This is a genomic window from Emticicia sp. CRIBPO (genome assembly GCF_009905725.1).
GTDB lineage: Bacteria > Bacteroidota > Bacteroidia > Cytophagales > Spirosomataceae > Leadbetterella.
In genome coordinates this window covers 72,117-98,473 of sequence record NZ_JAAAKV010000012.1, presented here as the reverse complement: position 1 = coordinate 98,473, position 26,357 = coordinate 72,117, and the positions used below count along the sequence as shown (strand labels likewise).

General features: G+C 45.3%; 23 protein-coding genes and 1 riboswitch. Of the genes, 12 read left to right on the top strand and 11 right to left on the bottom strand.

The annotated features are described in order from the left end of the window. The first annotated feature begins 25 nt into the window (after positions 1-25). From GVN16_RS22185 to GVN16_RS22170, 4 genes are all read left to right on the top strand, one after another. Complete coding sequence (locus GVN16_RS22185; protein ID WP_166566146.1) at positions 26-1,426, top strand: aldehyde dehydrogenase family protein; 1,401 nt, start codon at positions 26-28, stop codon at positions 1,424-1,426. A gap of 158 nt (positions 1,427-1,584) precedes the next feature. Further along, positions 1,585-2,484, top strand: coding sequence for a LysR family transcriptional regulator (locus GVN16_RS22180; protein WP_205748950.1), 900 nt, complete (start codon positions 1,585-1,587; stop codon positions 2,482-2,484). 120 nt (positions 2,485-2,604) lie between these two features. Then, positions 2,605-3,609, top strand: coding sequence for an NAD(P)/FAD-dependent oxidoreductase (locus GVN16_RS22175; protein ID WP_166566145.1), 1,005 nt, complete (start codon positions 2,605-2,607; stop codon positions 3,607-3,609). Between the two features lies 1 nt (position 3,610). Next, a complete protein-coding gene (locus GVN16_RS22170; protein ID WP_166566144.1) occupies positions 3,611-3,931 on the top strand; it encodes a 2Fe-2S iron-sulfur cluster-binding protein in 321 nt (106 codons plus the stop codon). A gap of 77 nt (positions 3,932-4,008) precedes the next feature. Here the strand turns inward: GVN16_RS22170 and metK are convergent, their stop codons facing one another. The 5 genes from metK to GVN16_RS22145 all read right to left on the bottom strand — a co-directional run bounded on the left by metK (position 4,009) and on the right by GVN16_RS22145 (position 9,810). Beyond that, positions 4,009-5,298 carry a methionine adenosyltransferase gene (metK, locus tag GVN16_RS22165; RefSeq protein ID WP_166566143.1) on the bottom strand — a complete coding sequence of 430 codons (1,290 nt, stop codon included), beginning with the start codon at positions 5,296-5,298 and terminating at the stop codon, positions 4,009-4,011. A 60-nt stretch (positions 5,299-5,358) separates the two neighbouring features. Then, positions 5,359-5,457: riboswitch (SAM-I-IV-variant riboswitch) on the bottom strand. Between the two features lie 121 nt (positions 5,458-5,578). Next, complete coding sequence (locus GVN16_RS22160) at positions 5,579-6,757, bottom strand: lycopene cyclase family protein (protein WP_166566142.1); 1,179 nt, start codon at positions 6,755-6,757, stop codon at positions 5,579-5,581. A 185-nt stretch (positions 6,758-6,942) separates the two neighbouring features. Further along, on the bottom strand, positions 6,943-7,821 hold the full coding sequence (gene lipA, locus GVN16_RS22155; protein ID WP_166566141.1) for a lipoyl synthase: 879 nt from the start codon (positions 7,819-7,821) through the stop codon (positions 6,943-6,945). A 1-nt stretch (position 7,822) separates the two neighbouring features. Continuing rightward, positions 7,823-8,563 (bottom strand): hypothetical protein, encoded by a 741-nt coding sequence (locus GVN16_RS22150; protein ID WP_166566140.1) that lies wholly within the window; start codon positions 8,561-8,563, stop codon positions 7,823-7,825. Positions 8,564-8,955: 392 nt separating this feature from the next. Continuing rightward, the gene (locus tag GVN16_RS22145; RefSeq protein WP_310587459.1) at positions 8,956-9,810 is read right to left on the bottom strand and encodes a glycosyltransferase family 2 protein; all 855 of its coding nucleotides are present in this window, start codon (positions 9,808-9,810) and stop codon (positions 8,956-8,958) included. 150 nt (positions 9,811-9,960) lie between these two features. Here GVN16_RS22145 and GVN16_RS22140 point away from each other — a divergent pair, with 150 nt between their 5' ends. From GVN16_RS22140 to GVN16_RS22105, 8 genes are read left to right on the top strand one after another with little or no spacing between them, the layout of a single operon-like run. After that, positions 9,961-10,830, top strand: a complete 870-nt coding sequence (locus GVN16_RS22140; RefSeq protein WP_166566139.1) for a 6-hydroxymethylpterin diphosphokinase MptE-like protein — start codon at positions 9,961-9,963, stop codon at positions 10,828-10,830. After that, positions 10,814-11,812, top strand: a complete 999-nt coding sequence (locus GVN16_RS22135; protein ID WP_166566138.1) for an NAD-dependent 4,6-dehydratase LegB — start codon at positions 10,814-10,816, stop codon at positions 11,810-11,812. The genes GVN16_RS22140 and GVN16_RS22135 overlap by 17 nt, the downstream gene beginning before the upstream one ends. Positions 11,813-11,817: 5 nt before the next feature. Further along, positions 11,818-12,960: a LegC family aminotransferase gene (locus GVN16_RS22130; RefSeq protein ID WP_166566137.1), complete on the top strand. Its 1,143-nt coding sequence runs from the start codon at positions 11,818-11,820 to the stop codon at positions 12,958-12,960. Beyond that, positions 12,957-13,589: an acetyltransferase gene (locus GVN16_RS22125; protein WP_166566136.1), complete on the top strand. Its 633-nt coding sequence runs from the start codon at positions 12,957-12,959 to the stop codon at positions 13,587-13,589. Before GVN16_RS22130 ends, GVN16_RS22125 begins: the two co-directional genes overlap by 4 nt. Beyond that, on the top strand, positions 13,589-14,596 hold the full coding sequence (neuB, locus tag GVN16_RS22120) for an N-acetylneuraminate synthase (RefSeq protein WP_166566135.1): 1,008 nt from the start codon (positions 13,589-13,591) through the stop codon (positions 14,594-14,596). Before GVN16_RS22125 ends, neuB begins: the two co-directional genes overlap by 1 nt. After that, complete coding sequence (gene neuC, locus GVN16_RS22115) at positions 14,593-15,750, top strand: UDP-N-acetylglucosamine 2-epimerase (protein ID WP_166566134.1); 1,158 nt, start codon at positions 14,593-14,595, stop codon at positions 15,748-15,750. Before neuB ends, neuC begins: the two co-directional genes overlap by 4 nt. Further along, entirely contained in the window at positions 15,747-16,805 is a 1,059-nt protein-coding gene (locus GVN16_RS22110; RefSeq protein ID WP_229244308.1) for a nucleotidyltransferase family protein, read from the top strand. Before neuC ends, GVN16_RS22110 begins: the two co-directional genes overlap by 4 nt. Next, positions 16,805-17,497 (top strand): cytidylyltransferase domain-containing protein, encoded by a 693-nt coding sequence (locus tag GVN16_RS22105; RefSeq protein ID WP_166566133.1) that lies wholly within the window; start codon positions 16,805-16,807, stop codon positions 17,495-17,497. The genes GVN16_RS22110 and GVN16_RS22105 overlap by 1 nt, the downstream gene beginning before the upstream one ends. On the opposite strand, the gene GVN16_RS22100 is transcribed toward GVN16_RS22105, so the two are convergent. The 6 genes from GVN16_RS22100 to GVN16_RS22075 all read right to left on the bottom strand — a co-directional run bounded on the left by GVN16_RS22100 (position 17,471) and on the right by GVN16_RS22075 (position 26,269). Then, positions 17,471-18,997, bottom strand: coding sequence for a lipopolysaccharide biosynthesis protein (locus GVN16_RS22100; protein WP_166566132.1), 1,527 nt, complete (start codon positions 18,995-18,997; stop codon positions 17,471-17,473). The two genes, GVN16_RS22105 and GVN16_RS22100, sit on opposite strands and share 27 nt — an antisense overlap. A gap of 93 nt (positions 18,998-19,090) precedes the next feature. Further along, complete coding sequence (locus GVN16_RS22095; RefSeq protein ID WP_166566131.1) at positions 19,091-21,382, bottom strand: NADP-dependent malic enzyme; 2,292 nt, start codon at positions 21,380-21,382, stop codon at positions 19,091-19,093. Between the two features lie 285 nt (positions 21,383-21,667). Next, positions 21,668-22,909, bottom strand: a complete 1,242-nt coding sequence (locus GVN16_RS22090; protein ID WP_166566130.1) for an MFS transporter — start codon at positions 22,907-22,909, stop codon at positions 21,668-21,670. Between the two features lie 20 nt (positions 22,910-22,929). Then, the gene (locus GVN16_RS22085) at positions 22,930-23,994 is read right to left on the bottom strand and encodes an SMP-30/gluconolactonase/LRE family protein (RefSeq protein WP_166566129.1); all 1,065 of its coding nucleotides are present in this window, start codon (positions 23,992-23,994) and stop codon (positions 22,930-22,932) included. Next, positions 23,991-25,238 carry a C4-dicarboxylate transporter DctA gene (dctA, locus tag GVN16_RS22080; protein WP_166566128.1) on the bottom strand — a complete coding sequence of 416 codons (1,248 nt, stop codon included), beginning with the start codon at positions 25,236-25,238 and terminating at the stop codon, positions 23,991-23,993. Before dctA ends, GVN16_RS22085 begins: the two co-directional genes overlap by 4 nt. A gap of 59 nt (positions 25,239-25,297) precedes the next feature. Continuing rightward, positions 25,298-26,269, bottom strand: coding sequence for a sugar phosphate isomerase/epimerase (locus GVN16_RS22075; protein ID WP_166566127.1), 972 nt, complete (start codon positions 26,267-26,269; stop codon positions 25,298-25,300). Between the last annotated feature and the right edge of the window lie 88 nt (positions 26,270-26,357).

The window sequence follows — 26,357 nt, the reverse complement described above, 5'->3', positions numbered from 1 at the left end:
ACAAACTCAGCAAAACCTTAAAATTATGGAGAATCAGGATTTAGAAAAACTCTTTAACCTTCAAAAGGAAAACCTGCACCAACTGGCTCAGACTACTACAAAGGAAAGAATCAGGAAAATCAAAAAAGTTAAAGAGTGGATACTGAGTCACCAGGAAGAACTGCACCAGAGTCTTTATCTAGATTTCAGAAAATCAATGATGGAAGTGAAGGTGGCAGAGGTTTTACCGGTCGTTGGTGAGGCCAACTATATCATCTCGAACCTCAAAAAATGGATGAGGCCCGAAGTAGTGGACACTCCTTTAAAACTGATCGGGACAAGTAGTAAAATTTACAGGGAGCCTAAAGGCAACTGCCTCATCATCAGTCCCTGGAACTACCCGGTCAATCTGAGCATCAAGCCACTTTTACAAGCCATCGCAGCCGGGAATGCCGTTATTCTGAAGCCTTCGGAAATGACGCCGAATACCTCCCTTTTTATGAAGAAGATGGTCAATGAATTGTTTGATCCTTCAGAAGTGGAAGTGGTTTTGGGTGACGCCAAAGTCGCCATGGAATTACAGAAACTGAAGTTCAACCATATATTTTTTACGGGAAGCCCTGCAGTAGGTAAACTGGTGATGCAGGCTGCTGCTAAAAACCTTTGTTCTGTTACACTGGAACTGGGTGGTAAATCGCCCTCTGTGGTAGATGAAAAGTGTGACATCAGGTCAACTGCTAAAAAACTGGCTTGCGGCAAGTTTCTTAACAATGCCCAGACCTGCATTGCCCCTGATTACCTGTTGGTGCATGAGTCCGTCAAAAATGAGTTTCTTACAGCACTTAAAGAGGCTTTTGAGGAGTTTGGTGGGGGTGATCTGGCGGCCTCTCCGGACTATTGCAGGATTGTCAACAATCAGCATTTTCAAAGGCTTGAAGGGATACTTGAAGATGCCAAAGGCAAAGGTGCCAAAGTGGCATTTGGAGGAAAGGTCAACGGTGAAGATAATTTTATAGAACCTACCGCCCTGGCTGATGTGACGGATGATATGAGAATCCTTCAGGAAGAGCTGTTCGGGCCGCTGATCCCGATCAAGACATTCAGCCATATCGATGAGTGTGTGGATTACATCAATGCCGGGGAAAAGCCCCTGGCTTTGTATTACTTTGGTAACAAGTCTGGCAATCTAGACAGGTTGATTCAGGGCACTTCTTCAGGAGCGGTCGTGGTCAACGATACGGCCATTCACTATTTACATTCAGGATTACCTTTCGGAGGAATCAATAACTCCGGCATCGGTAAAGCCTTCGGCTGGTATGGTTTTATGGAGTTCACGAACCTTAAGCCGGTCATGAAGAATCATTTTTACATGACCAACCTCATTTTTCCGCCTTATGATAAAACGCGGTCGAAAGTGATTGATTTGTTGATTAAGTATCTGGCTTGATACTGGAGAAAGGGAAGACAGAGAAAGCAGAAGGAGAACGCACATTATGCACTGAGATAGGGTTTACGAATTGAAGGTTATTGGGGTTTTATGTGGCTGCAAATGGCCTTTTTCCTTTCTCCATTTTTCCATCCTCCTCAGCCCAAAAAATATTACCTATGATTTTTGATTTCAGATTAAAAGTATTTTATACGGTGGCCGAGAAGCTGAGCTTTACGAAAGCGGCGGCTGAATTGTTTATTACCCAACCGGCTGTCACCAAGCACATTAACGAGCTTGAGTCACAACTGGAAACCCGTTTGTTTGCCAGGAACGGCAGCAGCATAGCTTTGACCCCCTCCGGTGAGATGCTGCTGAAATATGCCCGCAGGATTTTTAAACTGTATGTCGATTTTGAAAATGAACTTTCGCAACTGAAAGATGTTTCAAGCGGGGTGTTGAAAATAGGAGCAAGCACGACTCTGGCCCAATATGTTTTGCCCGGTATTCTGGCTGTTTTTAAGCGGACATATCCTGCCATCCATATCCACCTGATTATCGGGAATACTGCTTTTGTAGAGCAGCAGCTTATTGCCCAGCAAATAGACATGGCCCTGGTAGAAGGGATTTCAAGGCATCAGCAGCTGCACTATGAGCCGTTTGTCAAAGATGAGATCGTTCTGGTGGCCCGTACCGGCAATAAGATATTTCAGAAAAATGAAATCAGAGCGGATCATCTGCTTCAGATTCCCCTGGTGTTCAGAGAGCCGGGCTCGGGTACGCTCGACGTCATCCACAAAGCACTTCAGAAGTCCGGTATAAATCCCCAGGACTTATGGGTGGATATTCACCTCGATAGTACAGAAAGTATAAAGCAATACATCCTTAATGCTGAATGTGCTGCATTTCTTTCCATCCACGCCATTGAGAGAGAACTGCGTCAGAACGAATTAACGGTGATCGACATTAAGGGGGTTGATATCTTCAGGACTTTCCAGTTTATTCAGCTTCACGGGCAAGCCGAGACGCTTCCTGCTCTTTTTAAACGGTTTTGTCAAAATCATTATAACTTTAAGTAATAGGGTATAAGATTTTATGATTGGCGGCCAATGAGAGTTAAGGCTACCTTTGACCTATTAAATATTGGTTTGAGGCTTTCTATTAGCCATTTTATCAAATCTTATAAATTACAATAAGTTATGATCTCTACAGATATATGTATCATCGGAGCAGGCCCGGTCGGACTGTTTGCAGTATTTGAAGCCGGTTTGCTAAAAATGAGATGCCATTTGGTGGATGTTTTACCACAGGTAGGTGGCCAACTCTCTGAAATTTATCCGCAGAAACCCATTTATGATATTCCGGGATACCCGAGTGTCAAAGCCCAGGAGCTCGTCGATAACCTGATGGAGCAGATATCTCCTTTCAAACCTGGTTTTACCTTGGGTGAAAGGGTTGAGCGTATCGAAAGGCAGGTGGATGGCTCGTTGCTGGTCATTACTTCTGATCATACCGCGATTCTCTGCAAAGCCTTGGTGATAGCCGGAGGTCTGGGGTGTTTTGAGCCCAGGAAACCGGAAATTGAAGGTCTGGAGAACTTTGAGGGTAAAGGCGTGAATTATTGGGTCAAGAATCCTGAAAAATTCAGAGACCAGGAAATTGTTATCGCCGGAGGCGGCGATTCTGCCCTTGACTGGACGGTATTTTTGTCGGACGTAGCGGCTAAAACCACGCTTATTCACCGCGGCGATACTTTCAGAGGGGCTCCGGATTCTGCCGAAAAAGTATTCAGGCTTGCTGAGAAAGGGAAAATAGACCTCATTCTGCAATCCAATGTGCTGAGTCTGAGGGGCGTAGATCACCTGGAGGAGCTCGTGGTGCAGGGAAAAGATAAAATCAGTAATACCCTCAATGTCGATTATTTTATCCCGCTTTTCGGTTTGAGTCCGAAACTCGGGCCGATTGCCGACTGGGGGCTTAACATCAGCAGGTCGGCCATTGAAGTGGATACACTGGATTATTCCACCAATGTCGAAAGGATTTATGCCATTGGCGATATCAACACGTATCCCGGCAAGCTGAAACTGATCCTCACAGGATTTCATGAAGCGGCCATGATGTGTCAGAGTGCTTTTAAATATGTATATCCTGACCAGCACCTGAGTTTTAAATATACCACTGTAAACGGCGTCAACGCATTTTAAGATGATTGCAATAACCATAGAAGACCGGAAAGGAGAGAGGCAGGATATTGAAATTCCGGAAGGCATCGGGCTGAGTCTGATGGAAGTCATGAAGGCATCGGAATATCCTATTTTAGCCACTTGTGGCGGTATGGCCCTGTGTGCCACCTGTCATGTGGAGGTACTGGATGGCGGAGAACACCTGCCACACATCAGTGATGCCGAACTGGACATCCTGGACACCTTGCCGGATGCCGGCAGCAACAGCAGGCTCGCCTGCCAGTTAAGAGTAGATGAATCCATGCAACATACCGTATTCAGGATCAGAGGAGAGGAAGGTTGAGGAAAAGTGAATCCAATGAATAAACAAAAAGGGCTGAAAAGCCCTTTTTGCATGATATAATACGGTAAAGTCAGTTATCAGATACCGAAAGCTGCCTGTACTTTTTCTACATAATCCAGTTTCTCCCAGGTAAACAACTCCACTTCCGCGGTGACTTCTTTTCCTGAGTTGTTGAAAGTTTTGGTCACCACCTGAGACTCTCTGCCCATGTGACCATAAGCTGCGGTTTCAGCATAGATCGGCGTTCTGAGTTTCAGACGCTGCTCAATAGCGTAAGGACGCATATCGAATACCTTTTCAACGATCCTGGCGATTTCACCGTCCGTCAGTTTTTTGCCGTTAGCACCTTTTACTTTGGCTGTTCCGTAAGTATCTACAAAAATACCGCAAGGCTCAGCCACACCGATGGCGTAAGATACCTGTACCAGTACTTCATCTGCTACTCCGGCCGCAACCAGGTTTTTAGCGATGTGACGTGTTGCATAGGCTGCAGAACGGTCTACTTTGGATGGGTCTTTTCCTGAGAATGCTCCACCACCGTGTGCTCCTTTGCCACCGTAAGTATCTACGATAATCTTACGGCCTGTAAGGCCTGTGTCACCATGAGGACCGCCGATCACAAATTTGCCCGTAGGATTGATGTGATAAGTGATCTGGTCGTTGAAAAGCTTCTTAAGGCTTGGTTTCAGCTTGGCTTTTACACGCGGGATCACATAAGAGATCAGGTCACTTTTGATTTTGGCCAGCATGGCTTCGTCTTCATCAAAATCATCGTGTTGCGTTGAAATAACGATGGTGTCGATCCTGATCGGTTTGTTGTTATCTGAATATTCTATGGTTACCTGTGACTTGGCGTCAGGTCTCAGGTATTTTATTCTTTTGTTTTCTCTTCTGACATCAGCCAGCTCCTGCAGGATTTTATGCGATAAATCCAGGGCAAGCGGCATGTAGTTGTCTGTTTCTTTTGTAGCGTAACCAAACATCATCCCCTGGTCACCGGCTCCCTGTGCATTCGCTTTTTCTTCGAAATCGTCCGAAGCTTTTCTGTCTACACCCTGGTTGATGTCCTGAGACTGTTCGTGGATAGCTGAGATAATACCGCATGAATTGGCTTCAAACATGTATTCCGCTTTGGTATAACCGATTTTCCTGATGACATCTCTGGCGATGGATTGTACGTCAAGGTAAGTGTTGGTGTTCACTTCACCTGCCAGGACTACAAGACCGGTAGTTACCAGGGTTTCACAAGCCACCTTTGAATTGGGATCAAAAGCCAGGAAATGATCAATCAGGGCATCAGAGATCTGATCCGCTACTTTGTCGGGATGGCCTTCTGAAACGGATTCGGAAGTAAATAAATAAGGCATTTTATTTTAAATTAATCTTTTTGTGAAAAATCTGAAAAAGAGAAATGTCAGATAGGTAGATTGCCGAAACATTTTTGGCCTGGCGACCCACATCCATTTGACCACCGTGGTGTTTCCGCCCGGTTGGTTCCTGTTTTAAGAGGACTCTTGATGCATTACAAAATTGATGATTTTTTATTAAATTTAATAATTAAAGTGAAAATTTCTTTCAAATGTTATTTGGTTAGAGAATTTATCTATTTCCATTGATTTTTGCAGACTCCGGCAAAAAAAATATCTGCTACTTTTTCCGTCGGGACAGCCTCAATCTTAAAACCTCAAAGGCTGCGGCCATGAATTTGAATACGGGTGTGCTGTTCATGATCCTGATTTCCTGCCAGAATCCGGTTTCTCCATCCAGAAAACTAAAGATCATGGAGGCTTTATTTCTGCCGTAAAGTCTGTCGAAAACATCTCCTGCGGCATGCCTTTTTCTTTTGAGTACGTTGAGTATAATCGAAGCATACAAAGAGAACCGCCGGTCAGCCCAGCGGCTTTTCAGATAAGGACTGCCATGGATTTCAAGGGCCCTGACCATCTCTGCCAGTCTTTTCTGGGTGTAGCGGAAGGTGTAGCCGGTAGACGGGTTGGTGTAGCCTCCAGAAGTCCCGATCCGCACAATCCTTTTGCCCGGAAATTCCTCCGTGGGCTCATCTGACATCGGGATGACGCCGGATTCTTCTTCGACAATTCTGAATGACTGAATGCCTGATTTTTGAATGTAATCCAGCAGGGCTTCATCGTATTCTTTTTCATGAAGTAGGTGCTCAGAAAAGACGGTATATTCAATCAGTGCCTTGTGGTCTGAAAAGGGGAGGACATAAATAAAACGGCATTCCGAGTTGATCTGAGGGACACTGAAATTCATCATTTCAGGTTTTTCAGGATCAAAAGCAGGCTCAGCGGTTTCAATCACATAGCCTTTGAAATGCTGCAGCAGGTTGTGATTTTCAGGGCGATTGAGCGAAAGCCTGAAGGTGCTGTCAAAGACATAAGCAGCAGTGAAATCTGATCCTCCGGCGGTTGTGACAAGGGCTTTATCATCTCCGTCCTGAATTTTTTCGACGGCATCCTGCAGCCGGGTAATGTTGGGATTGTTCTTTATCTCATTCAGAACATGATGATAAAAATCGATGCCTCTTAATAATTTGTACCGGTAGGGATAAATGTCCAGCGTTCTTTTTTGCCCTGTTTCGTTAATAAAATCAAGATGATCCCAGGTCCTGGTTAATATTTCTTCAAACGGCCCGGTCTCTTTTTCCCAAAAAGCCCAGGTACGGTCGTTTTTGTTTTTATCATCAGGTTCAATGATAAGTATTTTCCTGTCTCTGAGGGCAGAGTGATTCAGATGCCAGGCCAGTGACAAGCCGGACATCCCGCCGCCGCAAATGACGAAATCGTAGTGCTCAGAAACCGGCATATTTCATGTTAAAAAATAAAGCCTTACAAATTTGATTTCGCAAGGCTTTAATTGATGGGGAAAGCCCGCCCGGCGTGACCGTCAGGTCGGACGGGGAGAATGAAAAAAGGCGTAAGCTGTAATAGGCTATTGTTCTTTTTTATTCTTCAATATCCACTTAATTGATATTAGTAAAATGTTATTTATCAAACATTTACGTGTCTTTCAGAGTGGTAGCTGGACCTTACCAGCGGTCCTGATTCCACATATTTCAAACCTGCCTTCATGCCCTCTTCTTTATACATCGCGAACATGTCCGGATGGATAAATTCGATCACTTCATGGTGCATTTTGGTGGGCTGAAGATACTGGCCTAAAGTAAGGATATCGCAACCGTTCTGAGCCAGGTCATGCATAGCTTTGATGACTTCGTCTTTGGTTTCGCCGAGGCCCAGCATGATGCCGGTTTTGGTGCGTTTTCCGTATTCCTTGGTCCTTCTGATCTGCTCCAGGCTTCTTTCGTATTTAGCCTGAGGTCTTACCGGGCGATAAAGTCTTTCCACCGTTTCCATGTTATGCGAAACCACTTCCTGGCCTGCAGAAATCATCCTGTATAAGGCCTCCCAGTTGTTTTTTGTATCCGGAATCAGGGTTTCAATCGTCGTTCCGGGGGAGAATTGTTTGGTCAGCACCACGGTCTGGTACCATATTTCCGCTCCGCGGTCTTTCAGTTCATCACGGTTCACAGAGGTAATCACCGCGTGTTTTACACCCATCGTACTGATGGCTTCCGCCACACGCAGGGGCTCATCTTTGTCATATTCGTTCGGACGTCCGGTGGCAACAGCACAGAAAGTACAGCTGCGGGTACAAACATTACCCAAAATCATGAAAGTGGCCGTTCCCTCTCCCCAGCATTCGCCCATGTTCGGGCAGTTGCCGGATTGACAGATCGTATGAAGCTTATTTTTATCTACAATTTCTCTGACTTTCTTGAAGTTCTCACCGATGGGCAGTTTTACCCTGAGCCAATCGGGTCTTTTGACACGTTGTTCAGCCGGAGCCACAACAGGCAATTCAATCATCTTATTTCTTCTTTTTTAAAAGTTTCTTGTTTCCGAAATACAAAGTTAAGTAGGCAGAAACAAATACCTGAGGATTTGAGGTAAATTTAGAGGCAAGTATTTCAGGCTTTCGGGCAAAAAACTCTATGGTTGTACCCATTTCGAAACCTGTAACATTGTCTCCGAACGTGCTCATATCCAGATTGGCGGCGGCTTTGACGTGAGCTCCCGGATTGACTTTTATGCCTGTAAACAGCCCTTGGAGAATTCCTGCAGAACCCGCGATATTGTTGATATCCGTATGAATGTCAGGATTATAAGCCACAGCCTGGGGCGTATCGGAATTCTTGCTGGCGTATTTGATATAGTAAGGTTTTTCAAGACCTAGTGAAGGGCCGAAGGCGAGAATTCCGCTTAAACCGATGCTGTTTTCGCCGGTTTTAGGGAAAAAGTACCATTCACGTCCGTACTCCGGTCTTACAGAGAAAAAATAGTTGGTCTTACCATATACAAACCGGGTACCGTAAGCTCCGATGATGCTTTTTTCCTTGGGATGTTTGATGTTAACGGCTTCAATGGCCAGGTAACGGTGTACCGCCTTGTATTTGTTATTGATCTTAATCGGTGTAGAACTTCTGACCACCACACCTCCTAATAAACCACTGTTCGTATTGGTAGTTACTCCATACCCTAGTGTTTTGGTATCCTCAATTTCCTTTGGTTCCTCTTTACTTTTTCGCTGTGAAAATGAAAGATGCCCCATCAATAAAAATGCAATTATTAGCAGCCTCACTTGAATAGTATTTCGTTTATTTTTTAAATATAACAGATTTAATATATCAATGTTACACTTTCCTAACAAATTAATGTCAGAATTGTTCAGATGGATAACGCCTGATTTTTATTAATAATTTATGCCGCAGGCGATTTAATTATATTTTTATTTGGGAATTATCCGATTTTGCCAAAGTTTTCTGTGATCAGATTGCAATTATTTGATTTTTTTTTGATATTTGGACCTGATTAATACCCACAGCAAACGGGAATCGAAAAGCAATTTTTTGGTTAATTGCAACCGTGGTTCTGTTGATGCAATGAATTCGATTAAACAACAGGCTGTTTTTAATTTTTATTTTAGACTCCACTCATCAGACTCTACCAATATTTTCCTTTGTTCGAAACGATCAGTTTAATTCCGCGGAAAGCGATCTGAACATGTGCCCATAGCGTTCCCAATAAGCCGAAATGGTTTTTCAGAACGATGAATCTGTCGGCCAGTGATTTCTTTAAATGTTTGTTCGAAATGCCGCCTTCCAGGTATCTGGCAATGACCCCGTCAAAGAAAAAGGCTTCTCTTGCATTTTTCAGGCACTTGATTTCCCAATCGATATCGGCACTCAGGTTATCAGTCAGAAATGGCGGTGCCACGCTTCTGCGGGCGATAAACGACTGGTGACAAACCAGCATACCCAGCCTCATGTTCTTCCAGTGGAGGTTCTGCGGGAGTTTATGAGGGGTGATGGCCGATCTCAGCCCCCGGATTTTGCCTTGCTCATTGACAAAAAAAGTATCGCCGTAAATGACATCCGTTTCAGGGTTGATGCCCTCCAGTATTCTTTTGATTACATCGGGGCGGGCTATTTCGTCGCCGGCATTCATAAACCATACAAAATCACCGGTGGCAAGAGCCATGCCTTTGTTCATGGCATCATACAGGCCCTCGTCTTTTTCAGAAATAATGCGGTCAATGTGTGTTTTGTATTTTTCGGCAATGGCCAGGGTGCCGTCTTTGGAACCTCCGTCAATCACCAGGTATTCATAATCATCAGAAGTCTGGGATATGATGCTCTGAATGGTCCTTTCCAGGTACTTCTCCGCGTTATAAGTAATGGTAATGATCGATAATGAAGGCATTTCTGACGTATTGTTAAGGTAATGGCTTGCTTTTCCGGTGACAAATTTAAGGGAATTATCCCATATGCCGTCAGCCGGACGGACGTTTGTGTTCAAATGCTGTTTTGAGTGCCCTGAACGCCTGTTTTAACAATTTGTTCGGAGGATATAAATGTAACAAATCTTAATGTATTATCTTTGAAGCCATCATTAAAGGATCGGATTCCAGGACGTGGAGATGCGTCATCAGTCTAAAACAGCAAAGTAATGCATGACCTTGTCTTAAAGTTTACAGATTTTGTACTTGATTTGTTTAATTCGGCCCTGTCGTTTGCGAAGATCCTGGTGCTGTCCAGGCCGACAGGCAATACAAACTCCGGAAATAAAAAGGAAACAGCGGTTATTTTAGGAAACGGGCCTTCGCTGAACACCGACCTGCCGGAATTGATCAGGATAAGAGAACAGGTAGAGTTGGTTTGTGTCAATATGTTCAGTAATTCGCCTTTGTATGAGCAGTTGCAACCTGAAAATTATATCATGCTGGACGATGCTTTTGCCGATGAAAACCATGCCGGGGCCAGTTTATCGGTTAAAAACATCGTAGAAAAGACCCAATGGCCTTTGAAATTGTATGTCCCGGTCAGGTTCAGGAAAAAGGAGCGTTTCAGAAATATCACCAATTCAAATATCAGGATATATTACTTCAATTATACGATTTTTGAAGGATTTGAAGGTTTGAAATTCTGGTTGTTTGATCGTGGCATAGCCATGCCGCAGTGCCAGAACGTTTTGAACGCCACGGTGTTTTTATGTGTCAGGAAAGCCTATGAGAGGATTATATTGCTGGGGGCCGATCATACCTGGCATGAAGACATCAGGCTGAACGAAAACAATGAACTGAGGGTGTATGATACCCATTTTTATGAAACACAGGCCAAAGATATTTCCGGGATGTTTTTGTATACCGCCGGGTCGTATCTGAAAAATGCCTTTCTGAACCTGCACAAGGTGTACAGAAGTTATGAGATCATCGCCCGTTATGCGGCGTACCGTAAAGTGTTGATTATTAATTCCAGCAGCAAAAGTTATATAGACGTATTCAGAAAAGTAAAATTGGAAAATGAATTTAAAGGATAAAAAAGTATTGGTTACCGGTGCTGACGGGTTTATCGGCAGCCACCTGACGGAAAGGTTATTGGCAGAAGGGTGCCTTGTAAAAGCATTTGTGTACTATAACTCGTTTAATTCGTGGGGATGGCTGGATACGCTGGCTCCTGAAGTCAAGGAAAAAATAGAGATATTTTCAGGCGATGTCAGAGACCCTTTTGGTATCAGGAAAGCCATGGAAGGCATCGATGTCGTTTTTCACCTGGGGGCCCTGATCGCGATTCCTTACAGCTATCATTCGCCGGGATCTTATGTTGACACCAACGTGACTGGAACACTGAATGTGCTGCAGGCGGCCAAAGAATTGAAAACCGAAAGGATTTTGGTGACTTCTACCTCAGAAGTCTACGGTACAGCCAGATACGTCCCAATCGACGAAAACCATCCGAAACAAGGCCAGTCGCCTTATTCAGCTACCAAAATAGGGGCAGATGCCCTGGCTGATTCGTTTTTCAGGAGCTTTGATCTCCCGGTTACGATCGTCAGACCGTTTAACACTTATGGACCTAGACAGTCGGCCCGTGCGGTAATCCCGACCATCATTACCCAGCTGCTTAACGGCAAAACGGAGATCAAACTGGGAGCGGTTCACCCGACGAGGGACTTGCTTTTTGTGAAAGATACGGTAAAAGGTTTTCTCGAAATTGCGAAGTCGGAGAAGACGATCGGAGAGGAGGTCAATATTGCGATGATGGAAGAAATCAGCATTGGCGATTTAGCTCAGAACATCATCAACCTGATCAACCCGGCGGCAAAAGTCATTACCGATGAAGAGCGTCTGAGACCCGGCAAGAGTGAAGTGGAACGCCTTTTCGGCAGCAATATCAAAATAAAAGAGCTGACCAGCTGGCAGCCGGATTATTCACTGACTTCAGGATTGGCTGAAACGATAGCCTGGTTTGAAAACAAGGAAAATCTGAAACAATACAAAGCAGACATTTACAATATATAAGCACAATGATACCATTATCAGTACCCAACCTGGACGGAAATGAATGGAAGTACATCAAAGACTGCCTGGATACCAATTGGGTGTCTTCGGTAGGTTCTTATGTGAACAGGTTTGAGGAAATGATTGCAGAGTATTCGGGAGCTAAATACGCGATCGCTATTTCGAATGGTACCTCTGCTCTGCACATTTCGCTGATGCTGGCCGGGGTGGTCAGAAATGACCTGGTGATTGTGCCGAACATTACTTTTATAGCTTCGGTCAACGCCATTACGTATTGCGGAGCAGACCCGGTTCTGATGGATGTCAAAGGCGATACCTGGCAGATGGACCTTGATTTGCTGGAAGAATTTCTATCGGAACAAACGGCGGTCGTTGATGGGCAGTGTATTCATAAAGCTTCAGGAAGGACCATCAGGACCATTATGCCCGTGCATGTTTTGGGCAATATGTGTGACATGGACAGGCTGACGGAGCTGGCTTCAGAATACGGTCTGAACATCGTGGAAGATTCAACCGAGGCTCTGGGTTCTTTCTATAAAGGTAAAAGTGCCGGAACCTTCGGGTTGCTGGGTACTTTCAGTTTTAACGGCAACAAGATCATCAGTACAGGCGGCGGAGGAATGGTCGTGACGAATGACGATGTGCTGGGCAAAAAGGCCAAGCACCTGACTACCCAGGCCAAAGCCGATCCACTTGAATATTATCATGACGAGATCGGTTATAACTACCGCCTTGTCAATATACTGGCAGCTATGGGTGTGGCCCAGATGGAGCAATTGCCCGGGTTTGTCAACAGAAAACATGAGATCAGCAAATTATACAATGACCAGCTCTCCGGATTGGAAGGTGTAGCTGCCCAGAAGATGGGCGAACATGTGGAGGCCAACCACTGGCTTTACACAGCTACTTTTCCTCAGCAAAGGGACCTGCTCAATTACCTGATTGCCGCCGGCGTGCAGGCCAGGCCTTTCTGGGTGCCGATGAACCAGCTGCCGATGTTCAGGGATCAGCTGTATTTTACGAAGGAAAATGTGTCTGATAAAGTATATGGTTCGTGTATCAGTCTGCCGTGTTCAACTTCTATTACTGACGATGAAATCATGACGGTGACAAACCTTATAAAGGACTTTTATCACAAAAAAGGATGAAAAAAATAATACTGATCGGCGGCGGCGGGCATTGCAAATCCTGCATTGAGGTCATCCATTCCCAGGGCCTCTATGAGATTGCCGGGATACTGGACGGAGCCCTGGTGGCGGGCAATGTGCTCGGATACCCCGTGATCGGTGATGATGATATGATTGAGGCTCTGGCAGCTGATGGACATTGTTTCCTGATTACTGTGGGCCAGATAAAAAACAGCGGCATCAGACGCAAACTGTTTGAAAAGGTGAAAGCCTGTTATGGTGAATTTGCTGTGGTAAAAGCCTCAACGGCCTATGTTTCTGAATATGCTTCTGTGGGTGAAGGCACTATACTGATGCACGGTGTTTTTGTGAATGCCGGGGTCAGCATTGGCGTCAACGGGATTATCAACACAAAAGCCCTTGTTGAACATGATGTAGTTATCGGCAATCATTGTCATATCTCGACCGGAAGTATTATCAACGGGGATTGTGTCGTTGAAGATAATTGTTTTATCGGTTCCGGAGCGGTCATCAGGCAGGGGATAGTTATTGCTGAGAAAACAGTGGCCGGAGCTGGGGCAGTGGTGGTCAGAAATACGGAATATGAGGGAGTGTATGCCGGTAATCCGGCAGTTTTAATGAATAAATAATGGAGAAGAAGGTTTTAATCATCGCTGAGGCAGGTGTCAATCACAACGGGAGTATGGACAACGCCCGCAAGCTCATTGATGCGGCAGTGGTGGCAGGTGTGGATTACATTAAGTTTCAGACTTTTAAAGCGGATAAACTGGTTTCAAAAAAAGCTGAGAAAGCGGAATACCAGAAAAAGAATGCTTTCAATGATGAAACCCAGTTTGAAATGCTCAAAAAACTGGAGCTTTCGCATGAGCAGCATCTTGAACTGATAGCCTACGCCAATCAGCAGAAAATCAGGTTCCTTTCGACGCCGTTTGATTTGGAAAGTATAGATTTATTGGTTTCTTTGGGTATCAAAACAGGGAAAGTCCCTTCCGGAGACATTACCAACCGACCCTATCTGAAAAAGATGGCGGAGAGTTTTGAGGACATCATCATCTCTACCGGGATGGCCAGCCTGGAAGAAATCGGGGAAGCCCTGGATGTGTTACTAAGCAGTGGTCAGACGAAGGAAACGATTACGGTTTTGCATTGCAACACAGAGTACCCGACGCCCATGAGGGATGTTAACCTGAAAGCCATGCTGCAGATAGGCTCAGTTTTTGACGTAAAAACAGGGTACTCGGATCATACGCTGGGCATTGAGGTACCGATAGCCGCAGTGGCACTGGGAGCGGAGGTGATTGAGAAGCATTTTACGCTGGATAAAGACATGGAAGGGCCTGACCACAAGGCCTCGCTTGAACCCGGTGAACTGACTGAAATGGTCAGAACTATCCGGAACATTGAGGTGGCTTTGGGCTCAGGAGAAAAAAAAGTAACCGAATCAGAAGCAAAAAATAAGGATATTGCAAGAAAGAGCATTGTCGCTTCCCGCAGAATAGAAAAAGGAGAGGTTTTCAGTGATGAGAATCTGACGACCAAAAGACCGGGAGACGGCATCAACCCGATGAGGTGGCTTGAGGTGACCGGGAAAGTGGCGGAAAGGGATTTTGCAGAAGATGAGAAAATAGAGATATGAAGAAAATTTGTGTTTTTACCGGAACGAGGGCTGAATACGGCATTCTGCTGCCATTGCTGAAGGCATTGCGGGCAGAGCCTGCCGTAAAGTTACAGCTGCTTGTTTCAGGAACACATTTGTTGGTGGAGTTCGGCGAAACCTACCAGGCCATTGAAGCAGATGGTTTTGAGATCAGTGAGAAAGTGGATATGTTGCTGGCGTCAGACTCCGGCGTGGGAATGGCGAAGTCTACAGGACTTGGATTTATATCCTATGCCGACTCATTTGACCGCCTGAAACCAGATTATGTGGTGATCCTGGGTGACCGGTTTGAGGCCTTTGCAGCGGCAGGGGCTGCTTTTATGTCGGGTATTCCGGTCATTCATATTTCAGGAGGCGATAGCACCGAAGGAGCCCTGGATGATGCCTTCAGGCATTCTATCACCAAGATGTCCTATCTCCATTTTGTAACTACGGAAGCCTATAAAAACCGGGTGATACAGCTGGGCGAATCTCCTGAAATGGTGCACAATTTCGGCTCACTGAGCATTGACAACATCAAAAGCATTGCCTTGCAAAGTCTTGAAGAACTGGAAACTTCTGTAGGATTCAAGCTGACGGATAAATTCTTCCTGGTGACTTATCATCCTGAAACACTGGGAGACGGTGATGTTGAAACCCTGCTGGGTGATTTTTTGAAAGCACTGGATGTATTTACGGATTATAAAATATTGATCACCCTCCCTAATGCTGATGCCAACGGAAGGAAAATGATCGGTATTTTTAAAGAATATGAGAGGAACCAGCCGGAAAGGGTAAAAGTAGTAGCCAGTCTTGGGCAACTGAGGTATTTGTCGGCTATCAGACACGCTGCGGCTGTGATCGGTAATTCATCAAGCGGTATTATTGAAGTACCGTCGTTCCAGGTACCGACGGTGAACATCGGTGACCGGCAGAAAGGCAGGCTCGGAGCTGAGAGTATCATTCATACGGGTTCTTCTTTTGAAGCCGTGGTGGAAGGAATCAGGCTGGCGGTTTCGGATGAATTTAAAGAAAAATGCGGAGAGGTTAAGAATATTTACGGAGACGGAAACGCCGCAGAACAGATGATGAAGGTCATCATGGACTTGCCTGAAAAGGTAAGTCTCAGGAAAAAATTTTACGATTTAAAATGAAGCAATTTCTGAAGTTTGTGTTACCCGCTGCCGCGACAGGCAGGGATGCCCTCAAAATGCTGGACAGTAACAGTGCGGGCATTACCGCCCCGGTGTTGTTTGTAGTGGATGAAAACAGTAAAATAGTGGGTTCATTGTCTGACGGGGATATCCGCCGCGGACTATTGAGCGGCAAGAACATAGACGATAACGTACAGGAGTTTATCAGGAAAGAATTCAGATATGTGCCAGAAGGCGAGTTTAACCGGGCCGAACTGAGGAAGTTGAAAGACCTCAATATACGTTTTGTGCCGGTACTTAATGCTGACAGGGAGCTGGTAGATGTTATTGACAATCATTTTCTGAAGTCGGTGGTGCCGTTGTCGGCCCTGCTGATGGCCGGTGGAAAAGGGGAACGTCTGCGACCGCTTACACTGACCACACCGAAGCCTTTGCTTAAAGTAGGGGATAAACCTATTATCCAGTACAATATTGAGTTGCTTTCCAGTTTCGGCATCAAGGAGATTTTTATTTCAGTCAATTACCTCGGAGACCAGATCAGGGAGTTCCTGGGAGATGGCAGCCGGTTTAATGTCAATATACAGTACATCGGGGAGGATTTCCCGATGGGAACGATCGGACCGGCCAGGAAGATTGAAGGTTTGTCAAACAAGCACCTGCTGCTGATGAACTCCGACTTGCTGACCAACATAGATATCGAAAGCTTTTTTGATAGTTTTATAGAGCAGGACGCCGATCTGGCCGTGGCCAGCATTCCTTATCCTGTCAATATTCCTTACGCGGTGCTGGAGCTGGATGAAGACAAGCGGGTGACCAGTTTTAAGGAAAAACCCAAGTATGTGTTTTATTCCAACGGAGGGATTTACATCTTCAAAAAGGAACTGATTGACCAGATTCCTGAAAATGAAAAATACGATGCCACAGAGTTTATGGATAAACTGCTGGAAGGTGGACATAAGATCATTTCAGACGCCATTCGTGGTTATTGGCTGGATATCGGTAAGCCTGAGGACTTTTACAGGGCACAGGAAGATATTAAACACCTGAGATTCTGATGGATACATTATTTGTGATACCGGCCCGCGGAGGCTCCAAGGGCATTCCCGGAAAGAACATCAAACTGCTTAACGGTAAGCCCCTGATTCAGTATTCGATTGATTATGCCCTGCAGTTTGTGCCGGCCAGCCAGATATGTGTCTCTACTGACAGCACGGACATCGTCGAAGTGGCGGAAGCATGTGGTGTTCCGGTCAATTTTATCCGTCCGGGCCAGCTGGCTTCTGACCATTCAGGCACCTATGAGGTGCTGATGCATGCTCTGGAGCATCACCAGCCGGGCAAAGAATGGAAAAAGCTTGTTTTACTTCAACCCACTTCCCCCTTCAGGGAAAGGAGACACCTGGAAGAAGCTATGGCTGAAATGTCGGACGATCTGGACATGGTGGTGTCGGTAAGTTTATCCAAAAATAACCCGTATTTTAACCTTTTTGAGGAAGATAAAGAAGGGTTTCTGCAGGTCTCCAAAAAAACAGAAGGGATCACCAGACGGCAGGATGCTCCTGAGGTCTACGCCTACAACGGCTCCATTTATGTGATACGGGTGGGTGCTTTCTTTGAATACCCCGGATTTGCTTCTTTCCAGAAGATCAGGAAATATGTTATGGAGCCGGAATATTCCGTTGATCTGGACACCCCTCGGGACTGGGCTTTTGCCGAATTTTTATTTACCCAGGAGTTTCTTCACTGATTGCAGTCCTGAATCAAAGGTTTCGTTCAGGTCTTTCGAGATTCTGAAGTAGATAAGAATACCTGAAAATACAGCCAGGATTACGCCTGATTTTATACAGACATCTGCAAGTCTGATCAGCACATGTCCGTGCATCACAGGGATCTGTAAGCCTGCCAGAAGAACAAGGATTCCGATGGCCAGTATTTTGATTTGTTCAGAGCTGAAAGGATGAATGCCGAAAAACTTCCAGACCAGGAAAGTCCTCAGTCCGTTATAATAAACAATCGCTAAAATGGTGGCGAAGGCGGCTCCGTTCATGCCATATTCCGGGATCAGCAGCTTATTAAACAGGTACAGGATCAAAATAAAGCTGATGATGATGGCTGAATCAATTTTGTAGTATTTGGAGTTGCTGAGAATGAGCCCGTTAATGCTGTTGACTAAATCGAAAAGTTTACCGACGCCGATCAGGATCAGGGCGGTTTTGCCCAGGGCATATTCCGGTTTTATAAAAGAATAAATATTGTCGATATTCACCCACACGATGATCAGGATTCCGAAACCGAACGTAAACAGAAAGACACTGCTTTTTTTGTAAATGGATTCAATCCTGAAATATTCCTGTTTGTCAATGGCATCGACCACTATGGCAGAGGAGGCTTTGATCACCGCCATATAGGACATGGCCATCACGCTGCCGAATAACAGACAAAATCCATAAATACCGCTTTGACTCATGCCGAGCAGCTTATATACCATGATCCGGTCGATCTGGGAAATAATGATGGTCGACATGCCTGTGATGGCACTGTAGCCTGCAAATCTGAAAAACTGATTTCTGAAACTGGTCGATTCAAAAAAGAGGGGGTTGTATCGCAAAGAAAAATGACCCAGCTGATAACTTCTGTAAACCATGAAGATACTGGGTATCGAGATGGCTGCTACCCAGTAGTAGATGAATTCATTAAATTCCACCCAGGCAAATATGATCAGCAGGACAGCAATCAGGACGAGGAATCTTTGGAGAAACTGGCTTAGAAAACTTCCCCAGACGGTATCATAAAGATTTTTGGCGTAGTTGTCAAATAGATTGAATACCAGTGTCGCAAACGCAATAGGCAGGATAAAAGAATAGTAATTGCCAAAAAGCTCGGTGTCTGCCTTTTTTCCGGGAAGGTCAACGCCACTGCTGGAGATGATCCAGTCCTTAAAAACGATGAAAATTATAGTAGCAGCCGCGAAACCCGCCAGGTTGATGACCATTCCGTTAAATAGAAAGCCATTGTGCCCGTTGGAAGGATTTTTAAAAAAGGGGAAGTATTTAACCCCCGCAGAATTAAACCCTAAACTGGCAAGCTGACAGAAGATGAACATATAGGCCATTAAAAGCCCCAGAAGCCCGTTTTCTGCCGGTGTGAAATAGCTTGGGATCAGAAAACCCTGAGTAAGTGTGCCGATGGCGACACCCATGTACGAAAAAACAGTATTAAGAATAGATTGTTTTTTGATAATGCTCATCCAGGAGAAAAATTGAATTGGGGTCAAAGATAGTACTTTTCAATGAAAAAGCCGGAGCAGGTTAGCTGCTCCGGCCTGATCAGTCATATTTTATTATTTTCTGTGAGAATCCACCACGGCTATCGCTACCATGTTGACGATTTCACGGACTGAAGCTCCTAATTGCAATACCTGTACCGGTTTTTTAAGACCTAGTACGATTGGTCCGATCTTCTCGATACCTGCTACCTCTTTTACGATGTTATAAGCGATGTTGGCAGAAGAAAGGTTCGGGAAAATAAGGGTATTGGCACCGCCGTCCACCAGTTCGCTGAACGGATGGTTTTCACGCAGCAGGTCTGTATCAAAGGCCAGGTGAGCCTGCATTTCTCCGTCTACGATCATGCCCGGATGTTTTTCTTTCAGGATTTCTACGGCCTTTCTCATTTTGATGGCAGCAGGTCCGTCGGGCACTGATCCGAAGTTGGAATAGGTCAGCAAGGCGATACGCGGCTTGATGTTGAATTTCTCCACTTCTTTGGCAGCCAGTTCGGTGATTTCAACCAGTTCTTCGATGGTCGGGTCAAAATTGATGGTGGTATCTGCCAGGAACAAAGGACCGAAACGGCTCATCAGGATGTACATACCCGAAACTTTTTTGATACCGGGCATGGGTCCGATGATCTGAAGGGCAGGACGGATCGTGTCAGGATAGTTCCTGGTCAAACCACCGATCATGGTGTCGGCATTGCCGGTTTCCACCATCATCGCTCCGTAATAACTCCTTCTTTTCATCAAGGTATGAGCCTCAGGCCGGGTATATCCTTTTCTTTTTCTTTTTTCAAAGAACAGGTCACCGTACTGATTCAGTTTTTCTTTCTCATCCTCATTCTTGGGATTCATCGGATCGATCATTATGACGTCATCCGGTAATTCGATAGAGTTCTGAGACAGCAGTGATTTGATGCTTTCGATGTTACCCAGTAAGATCGGTGTAGCGATTTTATCATCAATAACCTGCTGAGCAGCTTTCAACACCGAAAGATTTTCTGCATCGGCAAACACCACTCTTTTCGGAGATTGTTTCGCTTTGGTGATGATGACTTTCGTCAGGGTGTTGTCGAGTCCTAATCTTTTTGAAAGCTGGGTTTCGTAAGCGTCCCAGTCTGTGATCGGAAATTTAGCCACGCCCGAATCCATCGCCGCTTTAGCAACCGCGGGAGCTACCGAAGTAAGCAAACGCGGATCCACCGGCTTGGGAATGATATAAGTTTTGCTGAAAGTCAGGTTATTTTCGCCGTAGGCCATGTTCACGATGTCCGGAACAGGTTTCTTGGCCAGTTCGGCCAGGGCCCTTACGGCCGCCAGCTTCATTTCTTCGTTGATTACCTTTGATCTGACGTCAAGAGCTCCCCTGAAGATATAAGGGAATCCCAGTACGTTGTTGACCTGGTTAGGATAGTCAGAACGGCCTGTGGCCATGATGATGTCTTCACGGGCTTCTATGGCGTCTTCGTAAGCAATTTCAGGTGTTGGATTGGCCATCGCAAATACGATGCAATCTTTAGCCATCGGCTTGATCATTTCCTTGGTCAGTACATTGCCTTTCGACAAACCGATAAAGACATCTGCATCCACAAGGGCCTCACTCAGGGTGGTTTCTGCCGGAAGGGTATCATTGGCAAATTCAATCTTTTTGCCGTCGAGGTTGGTTCTTGAAGGGTGTATAAGCCCCTTGCTGTCAAACATGTAGATGTTTTTCTTGTCAGCTCCCAGAGAGTTATACAGCCTGGTGCACGAGATAGCCGAGGCTCCGGCACCGTTGATGATGATCTTGATCTTCGAAATATCTTTCTCTACCAGTTCCAGGGCATTCAGCAATGCGGCTGCACTGATGATGGCCGTGCCGTGCTGGTCGTCGTGCATGACCGGGATATTCAGTTCTTTTTTGAGTCTTTCTTCAATTTCGAAACACTCGGGAGCAGAAATATCTTCCAGGTTTACCCCGCCGAAAGTCGGTTCCATGATCTTGACGGTCCTGACAAACTCGTCTACATCCTTGGTATTCAGTTCTATATCGAAAACGTCGATGTCTGCATAAATTTTAAAAAGGAGGCCTTTTCCTTCCATGACAGGCTTGCCTGCTTCCGGACCGATATCTCCCAAACCTAAAACCGCTGTACCATTACTGATCACGGCTACCAGGTTACCTTTGGCCGTATATTTATAAACATCATCAGGATTTTCTGCAATGGCCAGGCATGGTTCTGCGACGCCCGGAGAATAGGCAAGTGATAAATCTCGCTGGTTGGCATATTCTTTCGAAGGTATAACTTCTATTTTACCAGGTCTTCCTTTCGCGTGGTAATAAAGAGCATCTTCTTTAAGATTTTTTTTATTGCTCATAAATGGGTTTAATAATTTGGATACGAAGGTAAACAAGAATATTTTTTTTATACAGCCATTTTTCTAAATATTTTAGTTTTTCTTTATTTTTAAATTAATAAAATATTTGGTTTTATGCCTATGTATTGATAAAATTTAGTGATTTTATCCTGTGTTTTAAGATTATTTCAAATGATTATATTGTTTTTTTGAGATCCTGCCATATTAATTTCAGATATGGCTTTTCAAGTCCTCAACCCTTAAATCCGGCTGAGAAAATCATTTTTCTTAGAAATACTTTTACTTTTAGCTGAGAACCAGCGGTTTTTCAGGGTTGATTTTAAACCATAAAAGAGCCGAAACCAGTAGACAACCCGAAATGATGTAAAGCGGGATATTGAAGTCATTGGTCTGGTGCACGATGGTTCCGAAAAGAATGGTAATGAAAAATCCTCCCAGTTGCCCGGCAAAGTTCATAGAACCCGCCACAATCCCTGAATTGTTTTTACCGATGTCGACACAGGTTGCAAAAGCCACCGGTAAAGCCAGGTCTTTCGATAGTACACAAGCTGCCAGTAAATAACCGGCTATCTGGTTGTCTTTGACAATGGCGGAGAGTAAAAACAAGACGCTGCTGATGCCGAGTCCTGAAATGGCCACTACACGTCTGCCGAAAGTCAGGTTGGTCTTTTTGACCAGGTAATCGCTCAGAAAGCCCCCGATAACGCAGCCGATAGCCCCCAGGAAATAAGAAAGGGATACGAATTTTTTGGTGTCGTCTTCCGTCATTCCCCTGCCTTCTTCAAAATAAGTGGCTGACCAGTTGGTAAAGAAGTAGGCGGCATAAAAGAACAAATGGCACATCAGCATCAGGTAAATGATGTTGGGTTGTTTCATGATTTTATGCCATGGGATATGTACATGGGCCTGGAAATCCTTCCGGCTGTGTTTGATTTCTTCAAGTTCCTGAGCACTTATTCCTTCTTTTTGTGAAGGGTCGTCTCTGAACCAGAAATACCAGGCGGCAGCCCAGACGGCTCCGATGCCTCCGAGTACAAAAAACGCCATCCTCCAGCCTACAGAATGCACCAGCGGAATCACGATCAACGGCGTAAGGGCTCCGCCGATCCTGGCTGCAGCCCAGATCAGGGATTGTGCCCGGCCGGTTTCATAGACCGGAAACCACCTGGATATGACAATGGAAGTGTTCGGGTAGGCCCCGGCTTCACCGATCCCGAATAAAAACCTGGTGATGAGTAACTGAATAAAGTTAAAAGCAGAGCCTGTCAAGGCGGTAAACGCAGACCACCAGAGTACCACCCTCGTCAGTACTTTTCTGGCTCCGAGGCGATCGCCCATAGCCCCGGTGGGCACTTCAAACAAGGCATAAGCCAGTGAAAAAGCCCCCAAAATGTATCCGAACTGCTGATTGTTGATATCCAGGTCTTCTTTGACATATTTGCTCACCACATTCATACAAACCCTGTCCAGGAAGGTGATGATAGAGAGAAGAAAGAGGAATATCAGGACTTTGTTTCTGGTTTTCATGGGCAGGGGTTCAGGGTATTTCAGGGTTTATCTCTCTCGAACTTAAGAATTTTAGATTCAAAAACGCTTCCCACAAGAATGGTTTTTCCCTGTTTCCGGTCATAAACAGCGGCCACGCTTGATCCTGAAAGCGGATCACCATCATTGAGGTACTGAAGGTTCTGGGAAAACTTGCCGCTGTACTGAGGTTGATAAATAACTTCTAATACGGCCGAAGGAGATCTCTCAGACGCCTTTTTGACGTGTTTCAGAAACCTCAGGGTTTTCGGATGACAGGCTATCCATAAATGTCCTTTTGAGTCCACATCGATGTTGTCCGGCGAATATCCCAGGTCATAGCTATAGACCGGTTTCAATTCATAGGTTTCCATAGCAGGCTCGTAGGCCAGAATTTTGTTGGTTGTGGTGGACGTGACAAAAATCGTTGTCTTATCCAGCGAAATATTGATACCGTTGGCATAAGGAATCCCTTCTGAAACCTGCTTGGCCCGTGTTCCGTCATAATAAAGTACATTGCCGCTCGGAAACTGTATAAAGTCACCCAGGGTTCTGAGAAGGTCTTTCTTCCGGGTATGGTCATTGGTGATATAAAACTGGTCCTGCCCGATGGCCAGCAGGTCGTTAGGGCTGATAAACTGTGAGCTGGAGTAGTTTTTGATATGCTTCAGAGAATCGCCTTTGATTTCAAACTGTTCCACCACATTCTTGTTGTCTCCATGACTGATCACAAAAAGCAGTTTTTTGCCCTCCGGAGTTTTCAAAAACGATATACCGTGTGGCCTGAAATCCTTCTTAGGGAAACCGGCTGTCAGGTTTACCATTTTACCTGTAGAATCATTGAGGTTCATCAGGTAAATATCTCCCCTGGAGCCGGGCTTTCTCCGGTCTTCGGAGGAAAGGTAGGCAAACCCCGTTTCGTTGTCAATGGCGATGTCTTCAATACCCGGCGGACTGGCAATGACGGCTTCTTTTCCGGCATTAACAGGCTCAATGCTGGTGAAAACACCCGCCTGGTCCAGTATCCTGATGGTATTATAAGTAATGATGATGATAAAAATCAATCCGATGATCTTGAGTCTTTTCATTTCCGGCCAAAATTGTCTTTTAAAATATCTTCTGTTTCATGAACGGTGCGGAAAGCAATTTTCATTTTATTCCTGTCAAATTCTTTTTCGTTGTTGGCGATCCAGATCGTCGCTACGCCGTTACCGATAAAGTTGGTGATCGCCCTGGCTTCGGACATAAACCTGTCGACCCCCAGTAACAAAGCCAGTCCTTCCACAGGGATCACCTTGATGGCTGAAAGGGTGGAGGCCAGCACCACAAACCCGCTTCCGGTAACCCCTGCGGCTCCTTTGGAAGTGATCATCAGTATGCCGATGACGGTCAGTATTTGCTCCATGGATAGTTGAACTCCATAAACCTGCCCCAGGAATATGGTAGCCATAGATAAATAGATGGTCGTGCCATCCAGATTGAAAGAATATCCTGCCGGAACCACCAACCCTACGACAGGCTTGGAACAGCCCATTCTCTCCAGTTTTTCCATCAGCGACGGCAGCCCCGCTTCTGAAGAGGAGGTGCCGAGTACCACCAGCAGTTCTTCCCTGATGTACTTCAGGAAGCCCCAGATGCTTATTTTGTAATACCTGAGGATGAAGTTCAACACCACGAAGATGAACAAAGCCATCGTGGCATAAACAGAGACCATGAGCTTGCCTAAAGGCAGCAGCGTGTCTATTCCGAACTTGCCCACCGTAAAAGCCATGCCGCCCAAGGCACCGACCGGGGCAAAGAACATCACAAGGTGCAGGGCTTTGAAAACATATTTGGAAACAGGTTGCAAAACATTCAATATGCGTTGTTTGCCACCGTATTTGCTTAGAAATATCCCGAAAAGAATGGAAATGATCAACACCTGTATAGTCAGGTTATCTTTAAGGAATTTCAGCCAGCTGAATTCAGCCGATCCTTTGGTGTAGGCAGAGATATCTCCGCCCTGGATGTTATTAGTCACTACGCCGTCACCAGGTCTGATCAGGTTGGCCACGATGATACCGATGAGTAAGGCCAGGGTAGTGACCACTTCAAAATAGATCAGGGCTTTGCCACCCACTTTACCTACTTTTTTGAGGTCGCCCATACCGCTGATACCCATACTGATGGTCAGGAAAATGATGGGGTTGATGAATAATTTGACAACATCAATAAAGGTGCTGCCCAGTATTTTAAGTTTGACGGCATTGTCAGGGGAGTAATGCCCCAGCAATGCACCGGCTGTAATGGCAGTTAAAACCCAGAAAGTGAGGTTTGTAAATATTTTTTTCATTAAGCAGGTTTAGGGGTAAAAAAAATGCCTTGCATGGCTACAAGGCATTTCAGATGATATCAGGCAAATTTAAATGACTTCATATAATCAGCGTCCGCTTTTGCTGCGGCCAGAGGGGTAGTATTGTCGAAACGCTCCTGTTCAACGATAAAATACTCGGCACCGTTTTCTTTCGCGGTTTTAAGGATTTGCGGGAAATTGATCTTGCCCTGGCCTACGATGGTTGAAGCTCCGATCGGCCAGAACGGATCCGGTGACTTTTCGGTTTTTTCCAGTTCAGCTACTTTCGTATCGCTGTAAAGGTCTTTCACATGGCAAAGTCTGATCCTGCCTGAGTATTTTTTCATCCAGGCTTCAGGGTCTTCCTTCGCTTTTACGGCCCAGTACAGATCCAGTTCAAAATCAACCAGTTCAGGATTGGTGCCATCAAAAAGTATTTGCTCAGGAGAGATGCCGTTCGGGAACTTGACGAACTCAAAATGGTGGTTGTGGTAAGCGGTTCTCAAACCTGCTTTTTTACAGATTTCGCCTTGTCTGTTCAGTCCTTCAGCCGCTTTTTTCCATTCATCTTCTGTTTTCAGGCTGCCCAGGAAGGGGTTGATCAGGTATTTCATGCCCACACTAGCTGCGTCGTCCACCAGTTTTTTATACTCGTCTTCCGTTTCAGGCTTCATGGTATAATCCGGGTTACAGTGGCTGCTGAAAATGTTCATGCCCAGATCGTCCATGTATTTCTTGAAATCGGCCGGAGTCAGACCCCAGAAAATGCCCTTTTCCCCCTGGAAACTTTCAATTTGTTTATAACCATATTCAGACAATGCCTTTAACGTTCCTTTGGTATCTTTAGCCAGGTCTTCTTTAACGGTCCAGAGCTGTATTCCGAATTTATCTAGGGAAGTTCCGGAAAGTTTGTCAGTGACTGTTTTTTCGGTGCTTGTACCTGAGCTGCAGGCTACGAGTTGGTTAAACAATAGGGGAGTAGCAGCGGCAACGCCGGCATTTCTTAAAAACAAACGTCTGTTAAGTCTCATGTTTATAATTGGTATTAAGGTATTTAGATAATTACCCGCTTCAGAGATATGAAATGTCCTGGCAGGCCTTTCACAGGTGATTAAACAA